Genomic DNA, 21,881 nt, shown 5'->3' on the forward strand with positions numbered 1-21,881 from the left:
CACGGTCGCGAACCTTTCTCTGTCGCTGCAGCAGAAATCACAGATAGCGGAGGCCATCACAACGGCCCATCACACGCAAACCGGCGCGTCCCGTTTCTTCGCCCAGGTTCTGTTTTTTTCGACCAACGAGGGTGAGCACTTTGTCGGTGGCCGCGTAAACTCGGCGCCCCAGGTGTATGTGCACGGCCTGGTACGCGAGGGCCGCAATACCGAGGTCAAGCAGGCCCTGATGAGCCAGATGCTTGAAAAGGTAGTGCAAATCACGGGCATAACGGCTGAGGACGTCTGGATTTATCTGCAGGACATTCCAGCCACTCAGATGATCGAGTTTGGCCGGTTTCTGCCAGCGCCGGGCGACGAAGCCGAGTGGGAAAAGGAAATGACACCAGAGAAGCGTTCCGGGTTGCCCGATTAAAGGAGCACTGACACTCGACGACCTGACCGAAAACCGGGACAGATTTATTTTCCAGACGGATAACCCAACAAGGAGACACCATGTTGTATATCAGCCGATATACACCCGAAACCTTGAGCCGTGATGAGCTGGACCAGGGCAAGGGCCCAATAGTGATTGAATTCGGCACCAACTGGTGCGGGATCTGCCAGGGTGCTCAGGCAGACATCAAGGCGGCAATGGACAATCACCCAGACGTTCCGCATGTGAAGATTGAGGATGGCAAAGGCCACAGATTGGGGCGGACGTTTGGCGTTAAGCTCTGGCCGACCCTGATTTTTTTGAAGGATGGTGAAGAAATAGCGCGGGTCGTCCGCCCGGACGGCAGCAGCGACATCGAAGATGCACTGTTAAAAATTCACTAAGGCCAGCGCCGGCAATTGCTGGCCTGCCAGGAACAATACGAAAACTGGAAAATAAATCTGTCCCGGTTTTCTGGTCTTAGTCGGCACAGGGGGCTTTGCGCTGAAAGGTAAAGACTATGTAACGACCTAACGGATGAGATGATCACTCGCACGCATCATCATCCTGGCCCGGGAATGTTTTTCAGAAGCTCGGCATTTGTGGGGTACTTCTCAAGCAGCTCAACCAGCTTTTTTGTGCCCTCTAGCGGTTTGAGACCGCCAAGCGCCCGGCGCAATGCTATTATTTTGTCTAAATCTTTTGGATCCAACAGCAGCTCTTCACGGCGTGTACTGCTTTTCGAAATATCCAGCGCGGGAAAGATTCGCTGATTCGCCACGTCTCTCGATAAAACCAGCTCCATGTTCCCCGTGCCCTTAAATTCCTCAAAGATAACCTGATCCATACGGCTGCCGGTATCCACCAAAACGGTTGCCAAAATGGTCAGCGAGCCGCCATTCTCAATTTTTCGTGCAGCGCCAAACAACCTCCGCGGAATCTCCATCGCTCGAGCATCCACCCCGCCAGACATAGTACGACCGCTACTCTTTCGCTCCGCATTATGCACACGCGAAAGCCTCGTGAGAGAATCAATCACAATCATGACGTTGTGACCCTCTCCCGCTTGTTGGCGGGCGATATCAAGAAGTTCATCGGCAACGCGAACGTGATGAGCATAGCTTTCATCCGAAGAAGAAGCGTGTACCTCAGCCGGGACGCTACGCCTGAAATCAGTGACCTCTTCGGGTCGCTCATCTATCAATAACGCGTAAAGTTTAATCTCGGGATACGCCTTTCCCACCGCCTGGCAAATATGTTTCAAAATTGTCGATTTTCCAGACCCCGGCGGTGCAACTATTAAACCTCGCTGCCCCATTCCAATCGGCGTGATCAAATCCATCGCGCGCACCGTGAGTTCTTCTGAACCTGACTCCAAGCGAATCCCCGGCGTTGGATGGATAACCACAGCATTTAAAAAACGTTTTTGTGGATCAGCCTCACCTTCAACCTCAACCATAGCCTCGGCTTCCTCAGCCACTGGTTTAGCGTCTTTATTTCGTTTTCGGGTTAAACCTAATGTCTTTCTCGTCATGATTGTTTGATAGCTCTTGTTTGATAGATATTTTTCGAAATGGGCTGATAGCGTTAAAAAACAGAAGCCCTAACGGATTGCTGAACACCATTTTCGACAAGACAGCCCAAGGCAAAAAACCGGTGTGCACAAAAAAATCTGTTCCGGTTTTCTCTGCGATCGCCATTACTTCCGGTGAATGCGAAATGAGGTGAAAACCAAATATCTTTCGCGGCTCTATCCGGAACTCCGAAAACCATGCTCCTACAATACATAGTGGCATGCTGAGCCCTAGCATGAGCGCTATACCAGAGTGTTCGTCCCACCACTCAGGTTTTGTTGCCATGGCCGGAGCGGCGCGTCTGACTCGCCCGCCTTCCGTGATTTTTAAGAATTATTTGGCAATTTTCACTTTTTCAGTTGCGTTCACAAGACCTTTCAAAAATCTAATGGCCTTTTCTAAATCATCTCGCTTAACAATATGTGCTGAGTAAGCGTTTGTATTAGCTTTATGTGCAGCATCCCCTCGCTTTGAAATAAGTTCATTCAAAGCCTTTTTTGCTTGAGGTTGAAGATAGTTATCCCACCTCCAATTCTCAGTAATGTCAATATTGAAATATGTTTTGAAGAGGTTTTTGGTACGATCGTGATTGGGATTAAAAAATCGCTTAAGATCCTCATCGACTTTCTTTAACACAAAATTTGAGATTTGACTTCCCTTTAAAGAGCCAATCCAAACATCAATTTCTTCACGAAATCGATCCTTAATATAAGTTTCCCAGGCGGCCAAAGCGATGATCATTCCAGCTCTTTTTAAGGTCTCCGATCCATTCGATGGATCGTGCTTGTCCGAATCGAATCGCGCTAATAATTTTTCTGCATCTTGTATTGAATATTCAAACAGCTTCCCAGCTTCAGACAATTTCATTTCCTCCTGTAAAATTCTAACGCCGGTATTTGACGCTGATTTTGTGTTGCTTGATCTTTTTCAAGCGACGCAAAATCAGTCGCTTAAGATACTTTTGTTATGTTCCCATTAGACAAATATCTATCTGTCCACTTTTACCCAAACTCTCTACCTAACAACATGTTTTCCGGATTATCCTCGAGAGTTATTAATATTTTATCTTCGAGTCTAAAGTCCAGATCTACTGAAACCGCCTCACTATCCGGAAAAATTATCTCATCCTCATTCACTGTGATTATGTATTGAGCATCACTTAACGAATCCAATTTTTTATTAATATAATTGAGGTACTTTATTCGTGTTTTGTGTGCTATTGCATGAAAAACACCGTCGTGTATCAAAAATCTAGGGAAATCATTCTTTCTCAGTAAAGAGGAAATAAACACAGTAAAATCAAAAGCTAATATTTTAAATCGACCTTTACCCAAAGAGCTGCCTCTAGGCACCTCTAGCGTAAGCTTGATTGGACTGTTTTGGTTTGATTTAAACTCGATATTGAAATACGGGCTAGTATCTGAGCTATCAATATCTACTGAACCATCCACCAAATCCAAAAATATATTCTTTGCTTCATCTATCGCTCCTAAAGCTTCATTTTTCCCCACCACAAGCTTTTCTACTGCTGAGCTTACTAAAGACTTCTTAGCGGCAATTGATTCCTCTATGAAATCTAATTGTTCAACGTAAGCAAGTTGTCCAGAAAGCCGGGCTTTCTCCTCCATCAGATTTGCATATGCAGACTTTAGCGCATCAAAAGCCGACTTTTCATCAAACATTTTGAAAACTTTTGAACGCTCTTGCTCAAGCGAAATCAACTTAGTCTTTATATCGCCCAAACGCACCTGATAGTGCGCTTCCCTTTCTTTAAGAAATCTCCGTCTGTTTGTAGATATTTCCTGCCTAAAATCTACAACCTCATTCAGACTTTTCCTTATAAATTCAGAAAACTCCGAATGAATTTCTGAGTAAAACCCAGATACCTGTTCAGGATTGACATCAACATCGATCTTTAAGCTTTCTTGTATATCGTTATACTTAGCTATCAATGATATATGTTGCTTGTATAGATTCGATATCTGGCCACTTAGTTTTTCTATCTTCTCTTCTAAATCAGCGCTATTCTCATTAAACTGGTAATTATCCAAGCCATATTCTAACTTGTCTATTTTTCGTGCAACTGAGTCACACTCGCCTCGAAATTCCTCTATTGACTTCCCTGTCTGCTCCACTATCTGCTTGTTAATACGTGTTTGATCTGTTCGTAAGATTTTTAATTCAACACTACTATTGTCGAAATCCCACACAAGGCTATTATCAATTCCTAAAAGTAAAAAAATGTATGTAAAAAGCTCAGGCTGCCGCTTTCCGATAGTAAATTTTATAACATTTGAAGCGTCTCTTTGCGAAAAATTGTGATCATTCTGCAAAAAAAACGACATCAATGTCCTGTACCAAATTGGCTCATATACACCAACTTGACCTTTTCCCATTTCAGCTCCGAGTATCAATCTAAGATCGCTATCGATGAACTCCTTCGCTACACCTTCGTTAACCGTGAGAAATACCTTTTTTTTATCCTCAAAGCCTCGCTCAACTGAATAACGTTTATTTCCAAGGAAAAAATCTAGCCTGATACTTTCAGACCTCAAAAAATCATATTTTTCTTTAAATAATTCTGATTTCACGCCATTAGCTAAAAGACAATAATCAATAAAATTAATTATTGTGGTTTTCCCTATCCCATTAATATCCTTTCCCGATTTTGAGTACCTTCCAAGTATTATGTTCAACCCATCCTTGAAGACGATATCCTCAAAAAGGCCTGAAGACGAAGACAAAGAAATAAGCTTAAACATTTTTTAAAACCACCCTATAATCCTGAATATTCAAACAATCGATAGAAAACAAGAAAACTAGCCCATCCATAAACTGATCAGGGGTATAGAACTCATACGCCTTCAGAAACTTCCGCATTAAAGTTTCTAAAATCATTTCTTCACCAGATTCAACAAGCTCAATAATTTTTGAAGATACAACAGAAATATGTTGATTTAGGTCCATTTCTATATGCGCATTAATCATTAACCATCTCCGAATCTGGCTTCATACCAAACAGGCACTGTTCAAAAAAATACAGCATGACCACACGCATATGATGACTATAATAATCGTCTTGATATTTGCCTTGAGACATTATTGTAACCAACTCATTCAGCCTTACCTCAAAGCTCCCTGACAAGCATGTATAAGTAGATCTCACTTTACTCCTTATTGCCGCTACGTTTCCTTGTGATCTTGATTTGACCACACTCGAAACTAAGGAAAAAATTGCTAGCGACTCCTCATATTCATCGATAAACGAAGCTTGATGGTCTTTGCTAACGTTTAGTTCGATTTTATCTTGTATGTAAGCAGGCTTCTCATAGGGTTCAAAGGAATCACCTTGGTCACTTGCTTGAATGAGATCTTCAATTACTGTGGAGATAACATCGTTAGACAAATATTGCTCCGGAATATCAAGCGATTTAAAAATTGCCATTTTAATAGTCCATGTTTGATCAGCAATTTTTTGCAACAAACCCTCAATACATATAATGGTTGCATCTATTTTTTTTCCATTCACAAACTTAATCATTTGTGCGGTAGATTCTAAATTTGTTACAACTTGCCATTTACAGTGGGTGGATTCCCAGTTAGTTTTGTAAGAATTAAAATCAGCACCAACTTTATTTTTAAAGTCATTCAAATTGTATTTTTCCGGCGCATAAGCTGCCAAGACAACTTCACCATTTACAATGCCATCGGAGCCTCCATCACGCTTTTGCTTCACTCTCTGAAAGCCACTCCCGTAAATGCAAAGATAAATTCGATCCAATGCGTCTTGAAAGGCAGTAGCTTTGAGGCTCATAATTTTGATTTTCAGAACCTCTCGCACGATATTGTCCATAATTTTTACTCTACCTATTTACGGGAACAAGAACGTATTCTGGGTGAATACTCGACCGAACATAACGCCATGCGCAGCGGCTGGTTTGTGGTGCGCAGGGGAAGTCCAGGTCCGACTGACGCTACTGGTTATGCGTTTGAAATTCTGCCAACTAAGGCAGCTCCATTCCGCATTTTTGGCAATTTAATTTTCAGATCCCTCACCAGACTATGTGGCATTGTTCCAGTCACATCGCCCAGGCTCCTCACTAATGCCGAAAGATCCTCGAGTAGTTTCCACGAGACCTCGTAGCTAATGTTCGGCGCTAATTTTTTCTGTCCCGTGTAGATATTGAGGTCGTAATGAGCATAGATCATGTTACGAGCAGCTTTGATACCTGTTTGAGCAAAATCGTACTTCAAACCCTCCGCTGAGAGCTGAATGTCTTTTGTTACCTTGTCACCACTAACACTTATAAGTTGATCAAGGGTGAGGTTCTTATCTTTACCCATTTGGGCCGGATCAAACATGCCTGAGATTCGACATACAATCTCGAAAAACATGGATCGCTGGAAGATTGAAAAGGCTTCACCAAATGACTTGTTAAGCTGATCGACCGAACTCTTCTCCCCGAACAACTCTTGGTAGAGAGTGATTTCCTTTTTCAGCTCATCAATAAGCCGGTCCATCTGGAAGAATTCGTTCATAACTCCCTACACATAACGCTCTGAATATGCCACCAATTTGGAGCGCCAGCGGAAAATTGGTCGGCTTGATTCATTTGTTAGATGAAATTTCGATCGTTGTAGCGCCCAAAATATCAGCAATCCCCTCTTGGCAGGTGAACTGAGCGCCCAGCTCTCCCGCTTTAAGAGAATATGCAGAATATTTATCAAGAAAATTACTTTTGTCTATCTCGCCAGATGAGTATTTTGAAAAGAATTCGTCAATTAGATTATCCACAAGATCGTCATTTCGACCCTGAGCGCAAACAAAATACTCATCGATTTCAGAACCAACATTGCCCGAAAATAAAGATTTTGATTTAACCAGACTCTCTATTAAATCGGTGTGTAATTCTGAAGCATTATCCATTGCTAAAACAAACTCTTTACCAATCTCTTTCTGTCTGGCATACAAAGCATCGTCAGGATAAACTGGATTCATTGCATTAATAGTGTTTTGGAAAGCCAGAGTAAAAACCTTCGAATTGGCTTTAGCAGATTTTAGGCTTAGGCTTACTAACGAGTCGCGAAGTCCTTCCTTATCTGATAAATCTTCCTTTTTCTCCATATAATCTTGCTGAAATAACCATGCATTTTTGTCAGCGCTTGCCTGATATTTTACTACGGAAAAAGTACCAGCAGTAGTTAATACCGATGTGATAATTGCTAGAAAAACTGCGCTTTTGAGTTCCAAAACTTGATCCTGGTTTGAGTTTGATCGTTGATTGGTCACTTCGAACTACTTCTCGATCTAACGCTGAGCGCACCGGTGACCTTGACGCAGCGAAGCGAAGACAAGGCCATCCGTGTGCCACGCATTGTTAGAATTTATCTGTTTACCCTACTAATTTCGCTTTCCAGTAGCTTCACGTAAAAGCCCAATCTCGGTAATGAATAATGAACGTTGAAGGCAAATACATACACGCCAAATATCACGATGGTGACAAAGAGCGTGATATTTTCATTTTTCTCTGACATGGCGGCTATGATCAATGTTATGAGACCGGGTACGATGCCCACCTTATCCAAGGCCCCGGCCAGAGAACCTACTCTAGCCTCAATGGCCGCCTGCTGAGCTGAAATCCTATTCTTGGCCAGCTGCAGCGATTCAATCGAATGCTTTTTTAAAGCTTTTACCAAGGTCGAATCTGCTGAAGTACTTTGACAAAGACCATCAACAACCATCTGGTTCGAATTCTTGAAAAATTGCATCAACTCAGTCCGATCAGCATATATTTCCATGAATTGAACGGTGGGTAGCGCGACATACCAAAAGAGCAATAAAAGCAGTAATGAAAATTTGAAATAGTCTGACGACCAATCTGCAAAATACACCATGGCCCAGAAGCCTAGGAATAGCAGAAAAGGAAACAAAACGTATCGGACAAGAATTTTTCGCGATTGTGGATGCTTCAATGAGGGCCACTGAAATAACGGGACTGCGACGTTTTCCTCGTAAACTGAAATCGCAGAGTAAATATCGGTAAGCTGTGACTCCAGATCTTTACTGTCATCTGATTGCTCTGACACCTGCTACTCCCTAAATACTAACGCCATTGTTTAGCTGCGCCCATGTAGCGCAGCGAAATGGGCGTCCGGTGTAGGGCCACAAGGCCCGGAACGTACTACAAATATTTGTTAAGTGCTTGACATAAAAAACTTATACTCAAGATAAATTCGACTTGCGTTCATACTTTAAAAGACCGCTTTTGCGCGCCAGCCATCTTGGTAAAACTACAACGTGCCGTCCATTGCCCAAATCATAAATTTTTGAGATTTGTGAAATCGGGAGGAGATAGGACTCGCCGCAGAGGCTTGCTTGGTAAAGACTGCCATAGTCGAAATGACCGCCGCTCACTTTGTAGGAACGAGGAAAAGCTCTTCTGATCATCACGTCGATCTGACAGGTTTCAGTCATAAACACTTAACACCTAAGCATTTAATGGTCGTGCGCAGCATGACCTTTAAATGTCTGTTGGACTAAGCCGCCAACTCCGCAGCTATCGAACGATGCTTAAGGATAAAGTAATTTGGAGGCGAAGCCTGAACGGTACATCTGGGGCCCGGTACGAAGCAATGTCGGCGGGTTTTGGTCTCATTCGATCCTTCATGAGGCGGTTCCTTGTTGTGATTTCCCTCAGACTACCTCTCAGGTACCCGTTTTTCCAGCGTTCGCCCGCAGAAACGCCCAGCTCCTTTAGAATGGCTGTTTTCCAAGCACCGAACCAGGCGGAGATGGGTTACCCCGTTAGGATCACCGCTGGTCTAAATCGTGGAACCTGACGAATCATCCGAACCAGACCGTTGTTACAGAGGAGGCACGGCCAGCATCGCTGAGACGCCGGGCTTTCCAGTGTCGCTTCTGGTTTGGGCGGCTGCGATAAGAAGTGCCGGATAACCGCCAGTTTGCGGCGTCGAGTGCAGTTGCTCAGGTAGCCAAAATGACGAATTCGCATGAAGCCCTTCGGCAGGATGTGCATCAGGAACCGCCGCACGAACTCCTGGCCATCCAGCCATTGGGTCTTCAATCGGGAATGATCCCGATAGTCCTTATAGCGGAACGCGATCCGGTCATCCTCCATCGTCAACAAACGCCCATTACTGATGGCGATTCGGTGAGTGTAGCGAGCCAGATAATCCACTGCGTATTCCAGACCAAGGTTGCCACTGATTCCAGTCGAAGCCTGCCACCCATTCCACGCGAAAGCTGCCACTGATTCCACGGCAACGCTGCCACCCCGGCAGGCTGCCTGACTCACCCCATCGAAACCGTCCGGCGCGGGATAACTTAACGGTACTCTGAGTCTTTTCATCCGGAGAAGACCCGATGCCTGCGAAGAGGTTATCCATGCGTAAGATCAAAGAAGTCCTTCGCCTCAAATGGGAACGAGGGCTGAGTAATCGACAGATTGCAGCGGCCTGCGGCGTCAGCCGCCCTACGGTAAGCGAGTATCTTCGGCGTTTGGCCGAGGCCGGTCTGAGCTGGCCACTGCCGGAAGATCTGGGTGAGGCTCGCCTTGAGCAGCTGTTGTTCCCACCCCCTCCAGATCTGCCGGCCGAGGTTCGAGGCATACCGGACTGGCATCAGATCCACGAGGAACTGAAGGGTCAATACGTCACTCTGTTCCTGCTCTGGCAGGAGTACCGGCAAGCGAACCCGGAAGGGTATCAGTACAGCTGGTTCTGTGAGCACTACCGGGCCTGGCAGGGCAAGCTGGACCTGGTGATGCGCCAGGACCATCGAGCGGGTGAGAAGCTGTTTGTGGACTACGCCGGCCAGACCGTGCCCGTCATTGACCGCACCACCGGAGAGATCCACGAGGCGCAGGTCTTTGTGGCGGTGCTTGGGGCCTCCAACTACACCTACGCCGAAGCCACCTGGAGCCAGAAGCTGCCGGACTGGATCGGCTCCCACATCCGGGCCTTCGAATTCCTCGGGGGTGTGCCGGAACTGGTGGTTCCGGACAACCTTAAATCCGGTGTTACCAAGGCCCACCGCTACGAGCCAGACCTCAACCCGACCTACCAGGACATGGCCGCCCATTACGGCGTAGCCGTGGTCCCCACAAGGGTCCGAAAGCCCCGAGACAAAGCCAAGGTGGAAGGCGGTGTGCTGATCGTCGAACGCTGGATCCTGGCGGCGCTGCGCCACCGTCAGCACTTCTCCCTGGGGCAGCTCAATGCAACCCTCCGTGAGCTGCTGGAGAAGCTCAATCGCCGCCCCTTCCGAAAGCTGCCCGGATGCCGGTGCGACCACTTCGAACAGCTGGACAAACCCGCCCTACAGCCCCTGCCAGCAGAGCGTTATGTCTACGCGGAGTGGAAGAAGGCCCGGGTGAACATCGACTACCACATAGCCGTTGACGGGCATTATTACTCGGTGCCCTACACCCTGATCAAAAAGGAAGTGGAGGTCCGGATCACCCACAACATCATTGAGTGTTTTTACCGGGGCAACCGGATTGCTAGCCATCGCCGCTCTGACCAGAAGGGACGGCATACCACCATCGCCGCCCATATGCCCGAATCCCATCGGCAGGCCGGTGAGTGGTCGCCGGAACGGTTGATTGCCTGGGCGGCCAAGACCGGGCCCGCGACGGAAAAGCTCATCCGCACCGCCCTGGGTGCCCGAAAACACCCGCAGCAGGCCTACCGCTCCTGCCTGGGCATTCTCCGGCTGGGAAAGAGCTACGGCGAGGCACGATTGGAAGCCGCCTGCCGTCGAGCCCTGATGCTGGGTAGCTGCCGCTACAAAAGCATTGAATCCATTCTCAAACACCGCCTGGACCAGAAGCCCCTGGAAGAGCAGCAAGAGCTGGCCTTACCCGATACCCACGACAACATCCGCGGCCCGGCCTACTACCACTGAGGGAACCTGACATGCTGAAACATCCGACTCTGGACAAACTCCATGCCCTCAAATTGACCGGCATGGCCGCTGCACTGGCTGATCAGTCAGCCACGCCCGACATCACAGAACTGAGCTTCGAGGAACGCCTTGGACTGCTGGTTGACCGGGAGATGACCGAAAGAGACAACCGACGCTTGACCAGCCGGCTGCGCCGGGCTGGACTGCGACACACCGCCGTTCTCGAAGACCTGGATTACCGGAACTCACGCGGCCTGGATAAGGGATTAATCCAATCCCTGGCAAGCTGCCAATGGGTGAAGGAACACCTGAATGTGCTCATTACCGGCCCCACCGGTGTTGGCAAAACCTGGCTGGCCTGTGCACTGGCGCACAAAGCCTGTCGGGAAGGCTACACCGCCCAGTACGTTCGCCTGACCCGGTTACTACGAGAACTGACCATCGCCAAAGGAGATGGTCAGTTCCCCAAACTGCTAGCAAATCTCGCCAAAGTCGATGTACTGATCCTGGACGATTGGGGGCTCATGAAACTGAGCGCAGAGAACCGAAGAGACTTGTTGGAAGTGCTGGAAGACCGTTACGGCCGTCGTTCCACCATCGCCACCAGCCAACTCCCTATCGAGGAATGGCATGACGTCATCGGTGACGCCACTCTGGCAGATGCCATTCTGGATCGGCTGGTTCACAACGCCTACAAGATCAATCTCAGGGGTGAGTCCATGCGAAAACGACAAGCAAAGTTGACGGGCACCACAGCTTTGGAGTAACAATGAAATCCCCGCGTCGCTACGCTCCGATGGGTGGCAGCCTTGCGCCGGTCCGGGTGGCAGGCTTCAGGTGGAATGGGTGGCAACCTTCAGCGGTTTACGCAATCCACCACGCTCTCGGCCTGGTTCAGGCAGTGTCGGGTGTAGACCACCCACTCCTGTTGCATCAGGCCGTCGAGCGCACCATCAATCTCACCGCTGCGGGTCACCCGGTGCAGTTCGCCTGCGTTCACCGCCGCTCTTAGCAGCGACACCATTCGTCCTCGAAAACGCCGGGATAAGGCCCGTACCGGGAACAGGTAGTGGCTTTTGGCTTTGTGCCAATCACCGGTGCCGGTCAACACTCCCCCGGGGATCAAGCAATGCACGTGAACATGACGGCTCAGGTTCTGTCCCCAGGTGTGGAGCACCGCCGTCATACCCAGTTCGCCGCCGAGGTGCCGGGTGTTGCACCCAAACTGTTTAAGCGTGTCCCAGACGGCGGCGAACAGACAGCGATAGATCACGTCGGGATGGAGCTGAACCCAGCCGTTCAAGGTGTGAGGTAGCGTAAACACCAAATGGAAGTAAGGCACCGGCAGTAACAGGGAGCGCTGACGTGCGCTCCATTGTTCAGTTGCATGGCCCTGGCATTGCGGACAATGGCGATCCCGGCATCCGTAGTAGCAGATGGAGCGGGCCTGGCAATGATCACAACGCATGTCCATACCGCCCATGCGGGCGGTTCGGCAGTCTGTTAGGCGGGCGCAGACTTTACGACGGTGACTGTCCAGTGTCTGACCCGGAAGAAATCGTGCCAGTATGCTTTGAACGCTCAGTGTGCCCGCCATCACGCACCTCCGAGACTTGCGATCAGGTCTGCGGGTCCTCCGTTTTGGGGTGTAACGCCGGGCAACCAGTGCAGATACCGTTGAGTGCTGCGCAGATCGCTGTGCCCCAAGAGCCGTTGCAGCTCATGAATGGGTAAGCCCCGTTCCAGCTGGTGTGTGGCGTAGGCATGCCGCAAGGCATGAATGCCACCGCATTTTTCAATGCCACTGGTTGTCTTGGCTGTGTGGTAGACCTTCTGAGGCGTGGTGATATGAAGGTGTCTGTCTGGCAGTAAATCGCTGGGAAATAACCAGAGCATGGGATGGCGAATCTGCCAATAGCGACGGAGCGCCTGGAGTAACCCGGGAGCCAAGGGCACCATCCGGTCTTTGGCGCCCTTGCCCTGCTCAATCCGCAGCAGATGGCGTTCACCATCAATGTCTTTGACCTTCAACGCGACCGCTTCGCTGACGCGCAAACCGCATCCATAGGTGACGGATAACAGGGCTTGGTGCTTGGGGTTAAGAACAGCGGCCAGAAGGCGCGCGACTTCCTGGCGTGTCAGTAATTCTGGAATACGCTGAGGTCGCTTGGGCAGCACCAGGGTTACATCGAAGTGCGCCCAGTGCAGCACCTTCAGATACAGAAACCGGATGCCATGGAGGTAAACACGGCAACTGGCCGGTGACAGGGAACGCTCCTGCACCAGATAGTTGAAAAAGACTTGTAAGTCTTCAACCTTCAACTGATCGGGCGAGCACCGATAATAACGGGCCAGCGCGGTGACGACGTAAAGATAGCTGTGCTGGGTTCGGGGGGAAAAGCCATGTTGGCACATGGCCTGGATCATGGTCTGACGTAAGGGTGTCATGACAGTAACTCCTCTTCTGAATAGCCCACTCGGGCTACTCAAAAGTATCCGTCAAGACACCCAACTTCGCAGGAAATGATCGGGCGTCGTCGCTACCGCGAAGCGGTTTAGTTCAACAGTGACTAGGTAGCACGCTTCATTATTACAAAAACCTGAGCGCTACATAAAACTCAGGTCACACTAAAAATCTATACCTTTTCCTCAGACTAAACAACGAATTATAAAAAAAACACCCTGCATCCGCTGGCAATCATCTGACGTCTTCGTTATTGCAATAACGAAGCATTAACTGTTCTCGCACCTTCAAAAACCACCTTCGACGCAAGAACATCAGTTCCTGAAGTTCTGAAGTCTGTCTGCTCTGGCACAGCGATTTTTGTAGCGAAAAACCAAACAGAACGCAGCACAGATAGCCGCAAAATAAACGGTATGAAAAACCAGGGACTGAGAAGAGGCTGTGGTGGTACTGAAAGGTTCATCGGCTGTCATCCTTAACAAGCGGCGCGTCTATATCGGTTACCACGTAGACTAAAGCATCTCAGTACTGCTTGTCTGCCCCTTTGCAAAAATCCATAATTTTAAGCAATAAAAAAAGCTGCGCGGTAGGCCCACGCAGCTTTTTGTTTTAACTTTATTTTCTAACTGTTTCCTTTACGCCGCCGCCAGCAATGCTCCAGTTGCAGCAACCACACCACCAAGCGCTCGGCCGAACCGGTTATCCGTTTTCTGCATCAGGGTGCCAAGGGCACGGCCTGCAAACGTAAGCGCCAGTGTGGCAATAAGGATACCCGCCAGTATTACCGACAAACTGATACCGGTTTCCACGCCCGGCAGGCTCAAACCGCCCCAGGCAATGCCAGCGCCGACAACAAGGTTGGCAAACACAAATGGCCGTTCTCCGCGCATCATTTTGGAATCACGCGCCATGATGTCCAGCGAGCCGTGCACGTATTCGGCGACGTCGATTTTGTTGATGATCAACAGGTCGGATTTGGTGATGCCGGGGCCGCCTTTTCGGGGAATTTTGTCGCCAGCGGATACGTCGATCACTAACAGGGTAAGGTCAGACAGTTCCGGGCTGAAGGTAGCGGAGAGGTTGTCGCCGCCAGATTCCACCAGCACCAGTTCCAATTTCGGGGAAAACACCAAAGACAGGCTCTCTTCACACCACTTAACCTCGCAGGGATACACTATACCTGTCTGTTCTGCCTGTCCTTTCTGGATATGATTAAATCCAACTGTTTAATAACCTCGAAAAGGGTCTACTTGATTCATTAGGGCCTGGCCACTTTTCATCAGTCGATAGTTTTTCAAAATTTGAGGCGCGACTGAGTTAGGATCTGTAATGCTTGAGCAGTGAGGGGTCAGGAGTATTTTGTTATTCTGCCAAAATGGATGCATCTGAGATAATGGCTCCTCTCTAAAAACATCAAGGCATGCTCCTCTCAGCTGACCTTCATTTAGTGCTGTTATCAGATCTTCATCTATCAGGTGTTCGCCCCTCGCTACATTGACCAAGCAAGCCCCAAAAGGCAGTTTATTAATGTTTTCAAGGTTAAGAATACCACGCGTCTCGTTTGTCAGGGGCAATAAGCAAATCAATATATCTACTTGTGAAAGAAACTCTCCTAGTTGCCTGTCACTTGCATAAGACTTTACTCCGGTGATAGTCTTTTGAGTGCGCGACCAACCAATGACATTAAATCCAATCTTAGAAAACTTGCTAGCCGAATATTCTCCAAGCTTACCTAACCCCATTACACCGATGGTCGTATGGGCTATTGCTTTGGGTGACTGCTGTTTCCAGTTCGATTGGTATTGCTGAGCTTTGTATATGTCAAAATCCCGAAAGTAATACATAACTGCTGTATGAAGATATTCATACATAGACTGTGCTAGTAGAGGATCTATGATTCTTATCACCGGTAGATCTTTTGGAAAAAAATCATCATTAAGTAAATGATCTATACCTGCGCCCATAGAGCAAATGCATCGCAGATTTGGGTAGTCTCGTAGAACGCCTTCAGGATGATTCCAACATAAAGCAAACTCAACGTCAGCTTTTCGGCTTTCGTTTGGCCATATTTGAACGTCGAGAGTAGGGTCTAATGCCCTTAGGGCGGCTACCCAGGGTTTAGGGTCTTTATTGGTACAAATAATTGATATTGTCATGTTATTTTGCTTTTTCCCGTAACTATACCGAACGCTTCATCGCCGCCAAAACGCGACGTCCTCATTGTCACGCACTAATGCAGGGCAAAAGTTCAGCCAAGCTATATCGAAAAAATACCTTAGCTCAAAAATTACGTGAGCGCATGGCATCGCGCAACTTCGAGGTTATTGCAATAATCCGGAAGCCACGCGATTTCAAAACCGATCTGGGGAAAGAGCTGGCGTTTGCCGCCAGCCATTCTTGCGGGGACGTTGAAAGGCTGCGCAATCGTCGTCTTAACTCTCAGTGACGTTGCTTAATCTTCTTCCAGGCCGTGAACGCTATCGCGCTGACGATCACTGCGGCAACCAAGTATTCAATATGCAGAACGTCGCCAATGGCTTCGTGGCCGGAGTGCGCCAGCGCGTTCGTGGAGGCCAGCAGGAGCACTGCACTGATACTCATTTTTTTGATGTTTTTCATGACTATTTTTCCGTTTTAATTCGAAAGAAAAAAAGGTGTTCGCTCAGGCTGTCGCAGCCAGCTTTTCCGGCCGCCTTTCTGGCAACATTCCCCGCTCCAAAATAAAGCTGATGATGGTCTCCAGCCCTACTCCGTCATAAAGGTTGGCAAACACAAAGGGCCGCTCGCCGCGCATCATTTTGGAATCACGCTCCATGATGTCCAGCGAGGCATGCACGTATTCGGCGATGTCGATTTTGTTGATGATCAACAGGTCGGATTTGGTGATGCCGGGGCCGCCTTTGCGGGGAATTTTGTCGCCGGCGGATACGTCGATCACGTACAGGGTCAGGTCAGACAGTTCCGGGCTGAAGGTGGCAGACAGGTTGTCGCCGCCGGATTCCACCAGCACCAGTTCCAGGTTCGGGTGCCGGTTTTGCAGGTCGTCGATGGCCGCCAGGTTCATGGAAGCATCTTCGCGTATCGCTGTGTGGGGGCAGCCGCCGGTTTCCACACCAAGAATGCGGTCGGCCGGCAGGGCGTTGTGCTTCAGCAGGAAGTCGGCGTCTTCTCTTGTGTAGATGTCGTTGGTCACCACGGCGATGTCGTAGTGGTCTTTCAGGGCACTACACAGCTGGCGCAGCAATGCGGTTTTGCCGGAGCCTACCGGGCCGCCAACGCCTATTCTCAAGCAATGTGTCATGGTTATTTCCTCGTTCGCTATTCGTTTCTGAAGACGTCAGTTTCTGAAAAAGTTAACTTCTAAAAAGTCTCGAATACTGTGTTTCGTGCAATGCACTGCCCAGCGCCAGCCCCGGCAGGATGGGGCCGAGCTCTTCGTCTTCCCTTTGCAGTGCAAACTCCACGGCTGTCACCAGCAGTGGGCGTATGTGTTCGGTGATGCGCTGGGCGGCGGTGTGGCCAAGGGGCAGCGCTTTGCAAGCGACCGACAGCTGGTTTTCCAGCCAGGCCCAGGCGAAGCCAATAAGTGTTTGCCGTTGCGGTACCTGTCGGTAATGGGCTACCCAGGCGAACATGGTGATGTAACCCGGTTCGCGCGGAATCAGGTTCGCATCCGGCAGCAGGCCAAGGTTGCGCAGCAAGGTGACCAGGGCCGCGCCCAGGCGGGTGTCTTCGTCGCTCAGTTCGGCGGTTTCACGGACTGCTTGTAGCCAGGTGTTCCACTGGGCAATGGCCTCTGCATCTTCCGTTGCCCAGGCCGTTTGCAGCCGTGCCAGCAGGGGCAGCTCGCAGCGGCTGAGGCCATCTTCTAGAACGCCTTCCAGCCATTCGCGTAAGTCGGCTTCGGTTTTCACCCAGCCCAGTTCAAACGCACTTTCCAGGCCCTGTGACCAGGCAAAGGCGCCTATGGGCAGCGCAGGGCTAACCAGCTGCATCAGGCCCAGCAATGCCAGGTCGCTTGTGGTGCCTGGCGGGCTGTCAGTGTTCATGGTTTTCAGTGCTCATGGCTGTGCCCGGCCGAGGAATAAGCACCCGGTTCGGGGTCGAATTTGGCGTTGTGGTGTACAAGGGTGGCGCCCAGATGCTCGGCCAGTTCTTCCAGCACGTGGTCGGGCGGGAAGCGAATCCAGCCGCCCTGCTTGTCTTCGCCAATGGCGAGGGACACGTGGCGGTTGCCCAGGTGGTAGCACAGGCGCGCCAGGGGCAGGCCGGCGCCAACGCGTGCGGTGACTACCGGCTCGTCGGCGGCGCGAATGCGGATAACTTCGCCGGTTCGGGCTTGCAGCAGGTCGCCATCGCGCAGTACCGGGCCACGGTCCAGAAACAGGCCTACATCAAGGCTGGTTTCGGTGGTGGCGCGCAGGCGGCCGCGCATACGCAGCTCGTAAGGCAGAGTCAGGTTGTCGTGAATTTCTGCGCTGTCGATGTTGTGGATGCGTTCTATTAATTCCAACATAGGATTCTCCGGTTGCGCCTTAAAACAGGTGGTAGCGCTGGGCCAGTGGTAATTCGCTGGCCGGCTCGCAGGTGAGTAGCTCGCCGTCTGCGTACACTTCGTAGGTTTGCGGGTCTACGGTGATGTGTGGGCAGGCGTCGTTCAGTTTCATGTCGGCCTTGCGCACCTGCCGTACGTTCTTGCAGGCCGCCAGCGGGCTGTCCAGGCCCAGTGCTTTGCCAACGCCCGCATCCAACGCCGCCTGGCTGACAAACGTCAGGCGCGTGGCGCTGGCGGCTTTGCCAAAGGCACCAAACATCAAGCGGTAGTGCACCGGCTGGGGCGTGGGGATGGAGGCGTTGGGGTCGCCCATGGGCGCAGCTGCAATCATGCCTCCTTTCACAATAAGAGCTGGCTTTACGCCGAAAAACGCCGGGTTCCACAACACCAGGTCCGCCAGCTTGCCCACTTCTACCGAGCCTACTTCATGGCCAATGCCGTGGGTGATGGCAGGGTTTATGGTGTACTTGGCGATGTAGCGTTTGGCACGAAAGTTGTCGGCGCCCAAGCTTTCATCTTGCGGCAGCAGGCCCCGCTGCTGTTTCATTTTGTGGGCAGTTTGCCAGGTGCGGCACACCACTTCGCCCACCCGGCCCATGGCCTGGGAATCAGAGGCAATCATCGAGATAACACCCAGGTCGTGCAGGATGTCTTCCGCGGCGATGGTCTCGCGACGAATGCGTGAATCGGCGAAGGCGACGTCTTCGGGAATGTTCGGATCTAGGTGGTGGCACACCATCAGCATGTCGAGGTGTTCGTCGATGGTGTTCACGGTGTAGGGCCGCGTGGGGTTGGTAGACGACGGCAGCACGTAGGGTTTGGAGCAGGCAGTGATAATGTCAGGCGCGTGGCCGCCACCAGCGCCTTCGGTGTGGTAGGTGTGAATGCAGCGTTCTTTAAACGCGGCCAGGGTGTCTTCCACAAAGCCGGATTCGTTCAGGGTGTCTGTGTGAATAGCCACCTGTACGTCGTATTTGTCCGCCACCGTGAGGCAGTTGTCGATGCTGGCCGGGGTGGTGCCCCAGTCTTCGTGCAGTTTCAGGCCGATGGCGCCGGCTTTTATTTGCAGTTCCAGGGCTTCGGGCAGGCTGGCGTTGCCTTTGCCCAGAAAACCGATGTTCATCGGCATGCTGTCGACGGCCTGCAGCATTTTGCCCATGTGCCAGGCACCGGGTGTGCAGGTGGTGGCGTTGGTGCCGGTGGCCGGGCCGGTGCCGCCGCCGAGCATGGTGGTAATGCCGCTCATCAGGGCTTCTTCAATCTGTTGGGGGCAGATGAAGTGGATGTGAGAGTCGATGCCACCGGCGGTGAGAATTTTGCCTTCGCCGGCGATGATTTCGGTACCAGGGCCGATAACGATGGTTACGTCTGGCTGGGTGTCGGGGTTGCCGGCTTTGCCAATGGCGGCGATGCGGCCGTTTTGCAGGCCAACGTCGGCTTTAACGATGCCCCACCAATCCAGAATCAGGGCGTTGGTGATGACGGTGTCCATCACGGTGTCGTCAGCAAGCTGGCTTTGGCCCATGCCGTCACGGATGACTTTGCCGCCGCCGAATTTTACTTCGTCGCCATAGTGGGTGGCGTCGCTTTCGACTTCAATCCACAGGTCGGTGTCGCCTAATCTTACCCGGTCGCCGGTGGTGGGGCCGTACATGTCGGCGTAGGCTTGTCTTGTGATTTTCATGTCTTCGCCTCCAGATTTCCCATCACTTCGCCTCGAAAACCGTAGATTTTTCTGCTGCCGGCGAACGGAATTAAGGTGACCTGTCGGGATTGGCCGGGCTCGAAGCGAATGGCGGTGCCCGCGGCTACGTCAAGGCGGTAGCCTGTTGCTTTGGCGCGGTCAAACGTCAGCGCCGGGTTGGCTTCGGCGAAGTGGTAGTGGGAGCCGATCTGTACCGGGCGGTCGCCGGTGTTGGCGACGTCGACGGTGATGCGTTCGCGGCCGGCGCAGAGTTCTATGTCGCCGTCTTTCAGTTGGTACTCTCCGGGAATCATGGCGCGGCCCTCATACAATGGGATTGTGAACGGTGACGAGTTTGGTGCCGTCCGGGAAGGTGGCTTCTACCTGCACTTCGGGAATCATCTCGGCGATGCCGTCCATCACGTCGTCGCGGGTCAGTATTTCCGCGCCGCTGCTCATGAGTTCTGCAACGGTTCGGCCGTCCCGGGCGCCTTCCATTATCTCGGCGCTGATCAGGGCGATGGCTTCGGGGTAGTTCAGTTTCAGGCCTCTCACTTTGCGGCGTTCGGCCAGCAGGGCTGCGGTGAACAGCATTAGCTTGTCTTTGTCTCTTGGTGTCAGTTCCATTTTGTTATTCCTCTGATCTCAGGTCAGCCATATCCGCGGCACTATCGCCGCTTTGCCGGTCAGCAAGGGCCGCAATAACTCCCAGGCTTGCTGGCATAAAGCCCAGGCTTCGTTTCTTTCTTGCCCCAGATAACGCAACAACACCACGCCCCGGCGGCGAGTAACGGCCCAGCGCGGGTTTGCCGGCAGTGCGGCGCGCAGAATTTCTATCGCGGCGGCTTCGTCTTCCAGGCCAACAACCCACAAGGTGGCCTGAACGGTTGCGCCGCCCTGCCCCCAGGGGCCTTTGAAGCGACGGTGTTCGGGGTTCATGATTTGGCGTTCCAGCCATAGCGGCTGGCCGTCCATCCGCAGTTGGAAACGCTGTTCCAGGTGGCCGGATGCGAACGGCAACTGGCTGGCCGGGCGGCCAAGGGCGAGAATTTCCCAGCCCAGGCATTTGGCGCCGGTGTGCAGTTCAATGGTGGTGGTCTGTTCGCCGCGGGAGCCGTCAAACGCCAGGGTTTCCTGGGGCAGGTATTCGAGTGTGGCGTTGCTGGCGACGTGCAAGCGGGTGTGTTGGCCCCAGGCCACACCATAGCTGTCAGCTTTGTAGAGTTTGGCGGCGGCGGGTGTGGTTAGCAGCACGTGCGCGCCTTCTTCCACAGTGGCATCAATACGCAGTTCGTCACCGCTGACCAGCCCACCCGGCGGGTGTAGCAGGTACACGTGGCAGCAACCGTTGCGGCCTTCCGGGTAAAACGGCCGCTGCACTCGCAACGGGCCGTGGTGTTTGCGACGCGCTAGCCGGGTAACGGTGCTGCCTGGCCCGTCGTTGCGCAGGTCAAAACCCAGAGACAAGGCCGCAGCCCAGCGCCTTTGTGGGTCGAAGCGGTGGCCGGAATCCTGTTCTGGCGACTGAAAGGCCGCTATGGGCCGAAATACAGTCATACCGTCAGGTGCTTTTTAATGAGTTCGTTGGTCAGACCAGCGATTTCGCCTTCGGCTACGCGGCGGCCGCGGTCGAGGATGGCGAAGCGGTCGGCGTATTTGCGGGCGAAGGGCAGTTTTTGCTCCACCAGCAGCACCGTCAGGCCGTCTTCTTTGATCAGCCTGCGAATAACCTCGCCAATCTGAGTGACGATGTTGGGCTGAATACCCTCCCCCGGCTCGTCCAGAATCAGCAGGCGGGGTTCAATCACCAGCGCCCGGCCAATGGCCAGTTGCTGTTGCTGACCGCCGGAGAGGTCGCCGCCCCGGCGGTGGCGCATTTCTTTTAGCACAGGAAACAGTTCGTACACGCGCTCGGGAATCTTTTTGCTGCCGTCTTTGCGCACCGCCAGGCCGGTACGCAGGTTTTCTTCCACCGTCAGCAGCGGGAAAATCTGCCGGCCCTGGGGCACGTAGCCGATGCCCAGGCGGGCGCGGTCTTCTATTTTTTTCTGGGTAAGCTCGATTTCCTGGGCGAACGTGATGGAACCGCTCTTTACGGCTTCTTCACCCATAATGCATTTCATCAGCGTGGTTTTGCCCACGCCGTTGCGGCCCATAACGCAGGTGCACTGGCCTTGGGGCACGTCCAGTTCCAGATCCCAAAGGGTGTGGCTTTCGCCGTAATACTTCTCCAGTTTCTGGATTTTCAGCATCAGGCTTTCAA

The 21,881-nt window shown here is 51.4% G+C and carries 27 protein-coding genes and 1 pseudogene; 4 read left to right on the top strand and 24 right to left on the bottom strand.

Going from position 1 to position 21,881, the window contains the following annotated elements; all coding sequences use genetic code 11:
- Window positions 1–55: 55 nt before the first annotated feature.
- The gene (locus tag MIH19_RS16355) at window positions 56–415 is read left to right on the top strand and encodes a tautomerase family protein (protein ID WP_249009032.1); all 360 of its coding nucleotides are present in this window, start codon (window positions 56–58) and stop codon (window positions 413–415) included.
- 80 nt (window positions 416–495) lie between these two features.
- Window positions 496–819: a thioredoxin family protein gene (locus MIH19_RS16360; RefSeq protein WP_249005881.1), complete on the top strand. Its 324-nt coding sequence runs from the start codon at window positions 496–498 to the stop codon at window positions 817–819.
- 158 nt (window positions 820–977) lie between these two features.
- Here the strand turns inward: MIH19_RS16360 and rho are convergent, their stop codons facing one another.
- The 11 genes from rho to MIH19_RS16415 form a co-directional block, all read right to left on the bottom strand.
- On the bottom strand, window positions 978–1,874 hold the full coding sequence (rho, locus tag MIH19_RS16365) for a transcription termination factor Rho (protein ID WP_249005882.1): 897 nt from the start codon (window positions 1,872–1,874) through the stop codon (window positions 978–980).
- Between the two features lie 34 nt (window positions 1,875–1,908).
- A complete protein-coding gene (locus tag MIH19_RS16370; protein WP_249005883.1) occupies window positions 1,909–2,274 on the bottom strand; it encodes a hypothetical protein in 366 nt (121 codons plus the stop codon).
- Between the two features lie 48 nt (window positions 2,275–2,322).
- A complete protein-coding gene (locus MIH19_RS16375) occupies window positions 2,323–2,856 on the bottom strand; it encodes a HEPN domain-containing protein (RefSeq protein WP_249005884.1) in 534 nt (177 codons plus the stop codon).
- Between the two features lie 134 nt (window positions 2,857–2,990).
- On the bottom strand, window positions 2,991–4,751 hold the full coding sequence (locus tag MIH19_RS16380) for a DUF2326 domain-containing protein (RefSeq protein ID WP_249005885.1): 1,761 nt from the start codon (window positions 4,749–4,751) through the stop codon (window positions 2,991–2,993).
- On the bottom strand, window positions 4,744–4,977 hold the full coding sequence (locus tag MIH19_RS16385; protein WP_249005886.1) for a hypothetical protein: 234 nt from the start codon (window positions 4,975–4,977) through the stop codon (window positions 4,744–4,746). The genes MIH19_RS16380 and MIH19_RS16385 overlap by 8 nt, the downstream gene beginning before the upstream one ends.
- On the bottom strand, window positions 4,970–5,842 hold the full coding sequence (locus MIH19_RS16390; protein WP_249005887.1) for a hypothetical protein: 873 nt from the start codon (window positions 5,840–5,842) through the stop codon (window positions 4,970–4,972). Before MIH19_RS16390 ends, MIH19_RS16385 begins: the two co-directional genes overlap by 8 nt.
- Window positions 5,843–5,970: 128 nt before the next feature.
- Window positions 5,971–6,528 (bottom strand): hypothetical protein, encoded by a 558-nt coding sequence (locus MIH19_RS16395; protein WP_249005888.1) that lies wholly within the window; start codon window positions 6,526–6,528, stop codon window positions 5,971–5,973.
- 70 nt (window positions 6,529–6,598) lie between these two features.
- A complete protein-coding gene (locus MIH19_RS16400) occupies window positions 6,599–7,240 on the bottom strand; it encodes a hypothetical protein (RefSeq protein WP_249005889.1) in 642 nt (213 codons plus the stop codon).
- Between the two features lie 134 nt (window positions 7,241–7,374).
- Window positions 7,375–8,076: a hypothetical protein gene (locus MIH19_RS16405; RefSeq protein WP_249005890.1), complete on the bottom strand. Its 702-nt coding sequence runs from the start codon at window positions 8,074–8,076 to the stop codon at window positions 7,375–7,377.
- 136 nt (window positions 8,077–8,212) lie between these two features.
- On the bottom strand, window positions 8,213–8,464 hold the full coding sequence (locus MIH19_RS16410) for a hypothetical protein (RefSeq protein WP_249005891.1): 252 nt from the start codon (window positions 8,462–8,464) through the stop codon (window positions 8,213–8,215).
- A 322-nt stretch (window positions 8,465–8,786) separates the two neighbouring features.
- Window positions 8,787–9,359, bottom strand: coding sequence for a transposase (locus MIH19_RS16415; RefSeq protein ID WP_249005892.1), 573 nt, complete (start codon window positions 9,357–9,359; stop codon window positions 8,787–8,789).
- Between the two features lie 14 nt (window positions 9,360–9,373).
- Here MIH19_RS16415 and istA point away from each other — a divergent pair, with 14 nt between their 5' ends.
- Window positions 9,374–10,915, top strand: coding sequence for an IS21 family transposase (gene istA, locus MIH19_RS16420; RefSeq protein WP_249005893.1), 1,542 nt, complete (start codon window positions 9,374–9,376; stop codon window positions 10,913–10,915).
- An 11-nt stretch (window positions 10,916–10,926) separates the two neighbouring features.
- Window positions 10,927–11,682 carry an IS21-like element helper ATPase IstB gene (gene istB, locus MIH19_RS16425; protein WP_249005894.1) on the top strand — a complete coding sequence of 252 codons (756 nt, stop codon included), beginning with the start codon at window positions 10,927–10,929 and terminating at the stop codon, window positions 11,680–11,682.
- Between the two features lie 89 nt (window positions 11,683–11,771).
- Here the strand turns inward: istB and MIH19_RS16430 are convergent, their stop codons facing one another.
- From MIH19_RS16430 to urtE, 13 genes and pseudogenes are all read right to left on the bottom strand, one after another.
- Entirely contained in the window at window positions 11,772–12,512 is a 741-nt protein-coding gene (locus MIH19_RS16430; protein ID WP_249005895.1) for a transposase zinc-binding domain-containing protein, read from the bottom strand.
- Window positions 12,512–13,363, bottom strand: a complete 852-nt coding sequence (locus MIH19_RS16435; RefSeq protein WP_249018602.1) for a site-specific integrase — start codon at window positions 13,361–13,363, stop codon at window positions 12,512–12,514. The genes MIH19_RS16430 and MIH19_RS16435 overlap by 1 nt, the downstream gene beginning before the upstream one ends.
- 873 nt (window positions 13,364–14,236) lie before the next feature.
- A pseudogene (locus tag MIH19_RS16440) lies at window positions 14,237–14,494 on the bottom strand (GTP-binding protein); the annotation flags it as partial.
- Window positions 14,495–14,605: 111 nt separating this feature from the next.
- On the bottom strand, window positions 14,606–15,535 hold the full coding sequence (locus tag MIH19_RS16445; RefSeq protein WP_249005897.1) for a glyoxylate/hydroxypyruvate reductase A: 930 nt from the start codon (window positions 15,533–15,535) through the stop codon (window positions 14,606–14,608).
- A gap of 283 nt (window positions 15,536–15,818) precedes the next feature.
- Window positions 15,819–15,998 carry a hypothetical protein gene (locus MIH19_RS16450; RefSeq protein ID WP_249005898.1) on the bottom strand — a complete coding sequence of 60 codons (180 nt, stop codon included), beginning with the start codon at window positions 15,996–15,998 and terminating at the stop codon, window positions 15,819–15,821.
- 43 nt (window positions 15,999–16,041) lie between these two features.
- Window positions 16,042–16,680, bottom strand: a complete 639-nt coding sequence (ureG, locus tag MIH19_RS16455) for an urease accessory protein UreG (protein ID WP_249005899.1) — start codon at window positions 16,678–16,680, stop codon at window positions 16,042–16,044.
- 52 nt (window positions 16,681–16,732) lie between these two features.
- Entirely contained in the window at window positions 16,733–17,428 is a 696-nt protein-coding gene (locus MIH19_RS16460; RefSeq protein WP_249005900.1) for an urease accessory UreF family protein, read from the bottom strand.
- 5 nt (window positions 17,429–17,433) lie between these two features.
- Window positions 17,434–17,895 carry an urease accessory protein UreE gene (gene ureE, locus MIH19_RS16465; protein ID WP_249005901.1) on the bottom strand — a complete coding sequence of 154 codons (462 nt, stop codon included), beginning with the start codon at window positions 17,893–17,895 and terminating at the stop codon, window positions 17,434–17,436.
- 19 nt (window positions 17,896–17,914) lie between these two features.
- Window positions 17,915–19,618 (bottom strand): urease subunit alpha, encoded by a 1,704-nt coding sequence (gene ureC, locus MIH19_RS16470; protein WP_249005902.1) that lies wholly within the window; start codon window positions 19,616–19,618, stop codon window positions 17,915–17,917.
- On the bottom strand, window positions 19,615–19,932 hold the full coding sequence (locus tag MIH19_RS16475) for an urease subunit beta (RefSeq protein WP_249005903.1): 318 nt from the start codon (window positions 19,930–19,932) through the stop codon (window positions 19,615–19,617). Before MIH19_RS16475 ends, ureC begins: the two co-directional genes overlap by 4 nt.
- Window positions 19,933–19,942: 10 nt before the next feature.
- Window positions 19,943–20,245, bottom strand: a complete 303-nt coding sequence (ureA, locus tag MIH19_RS16480; RefSeq protein ID WP_249005904.1) for an urease subunit gamma — start codon at window positions 20,243–20,245, stop codon at window positions 19,943–19,945.
- 18 nt (window positions 20,246–20,263) lie between these two features.
- Window positions 20,264–21,157 carry an urease accessory protein UreD gene (locus MIH19_RS16485; RefSeq protein WP_249009033.1) on the bottom strand — a complete coding sequence of 298 codons (894 nt, stop codon included), beginning with the start codon at window positions 21,155–21,157 and terminating at the stop codon, window positions 20,264–20,266.
- Between the two features lie 14 nt (window positions 21,158–21,171).
- Window positions 21,172–21,870, bottom strand: a complete 699-nt coding sequence (gene urtE / locus MIH19_RS16490; protein WP_249009034.1) for an urea ABC transporter ATP-binding subunit UrtE — start codon at window positions 21,868–21,870, stop codon at window positions 21,172–21,174.
- Window positions 21,871–21,881: the final 11 nt, after the last annotated feature.

The sequence above is a fragment of the Marinobacter sp. M1C genome, assembly GCF_023314135.1.
Lineage (GTDB): Bacteria > Pseudomonadota > Gammaproteobacteria > Pseudomonadales > Oleiphilaceae > Marinobacter.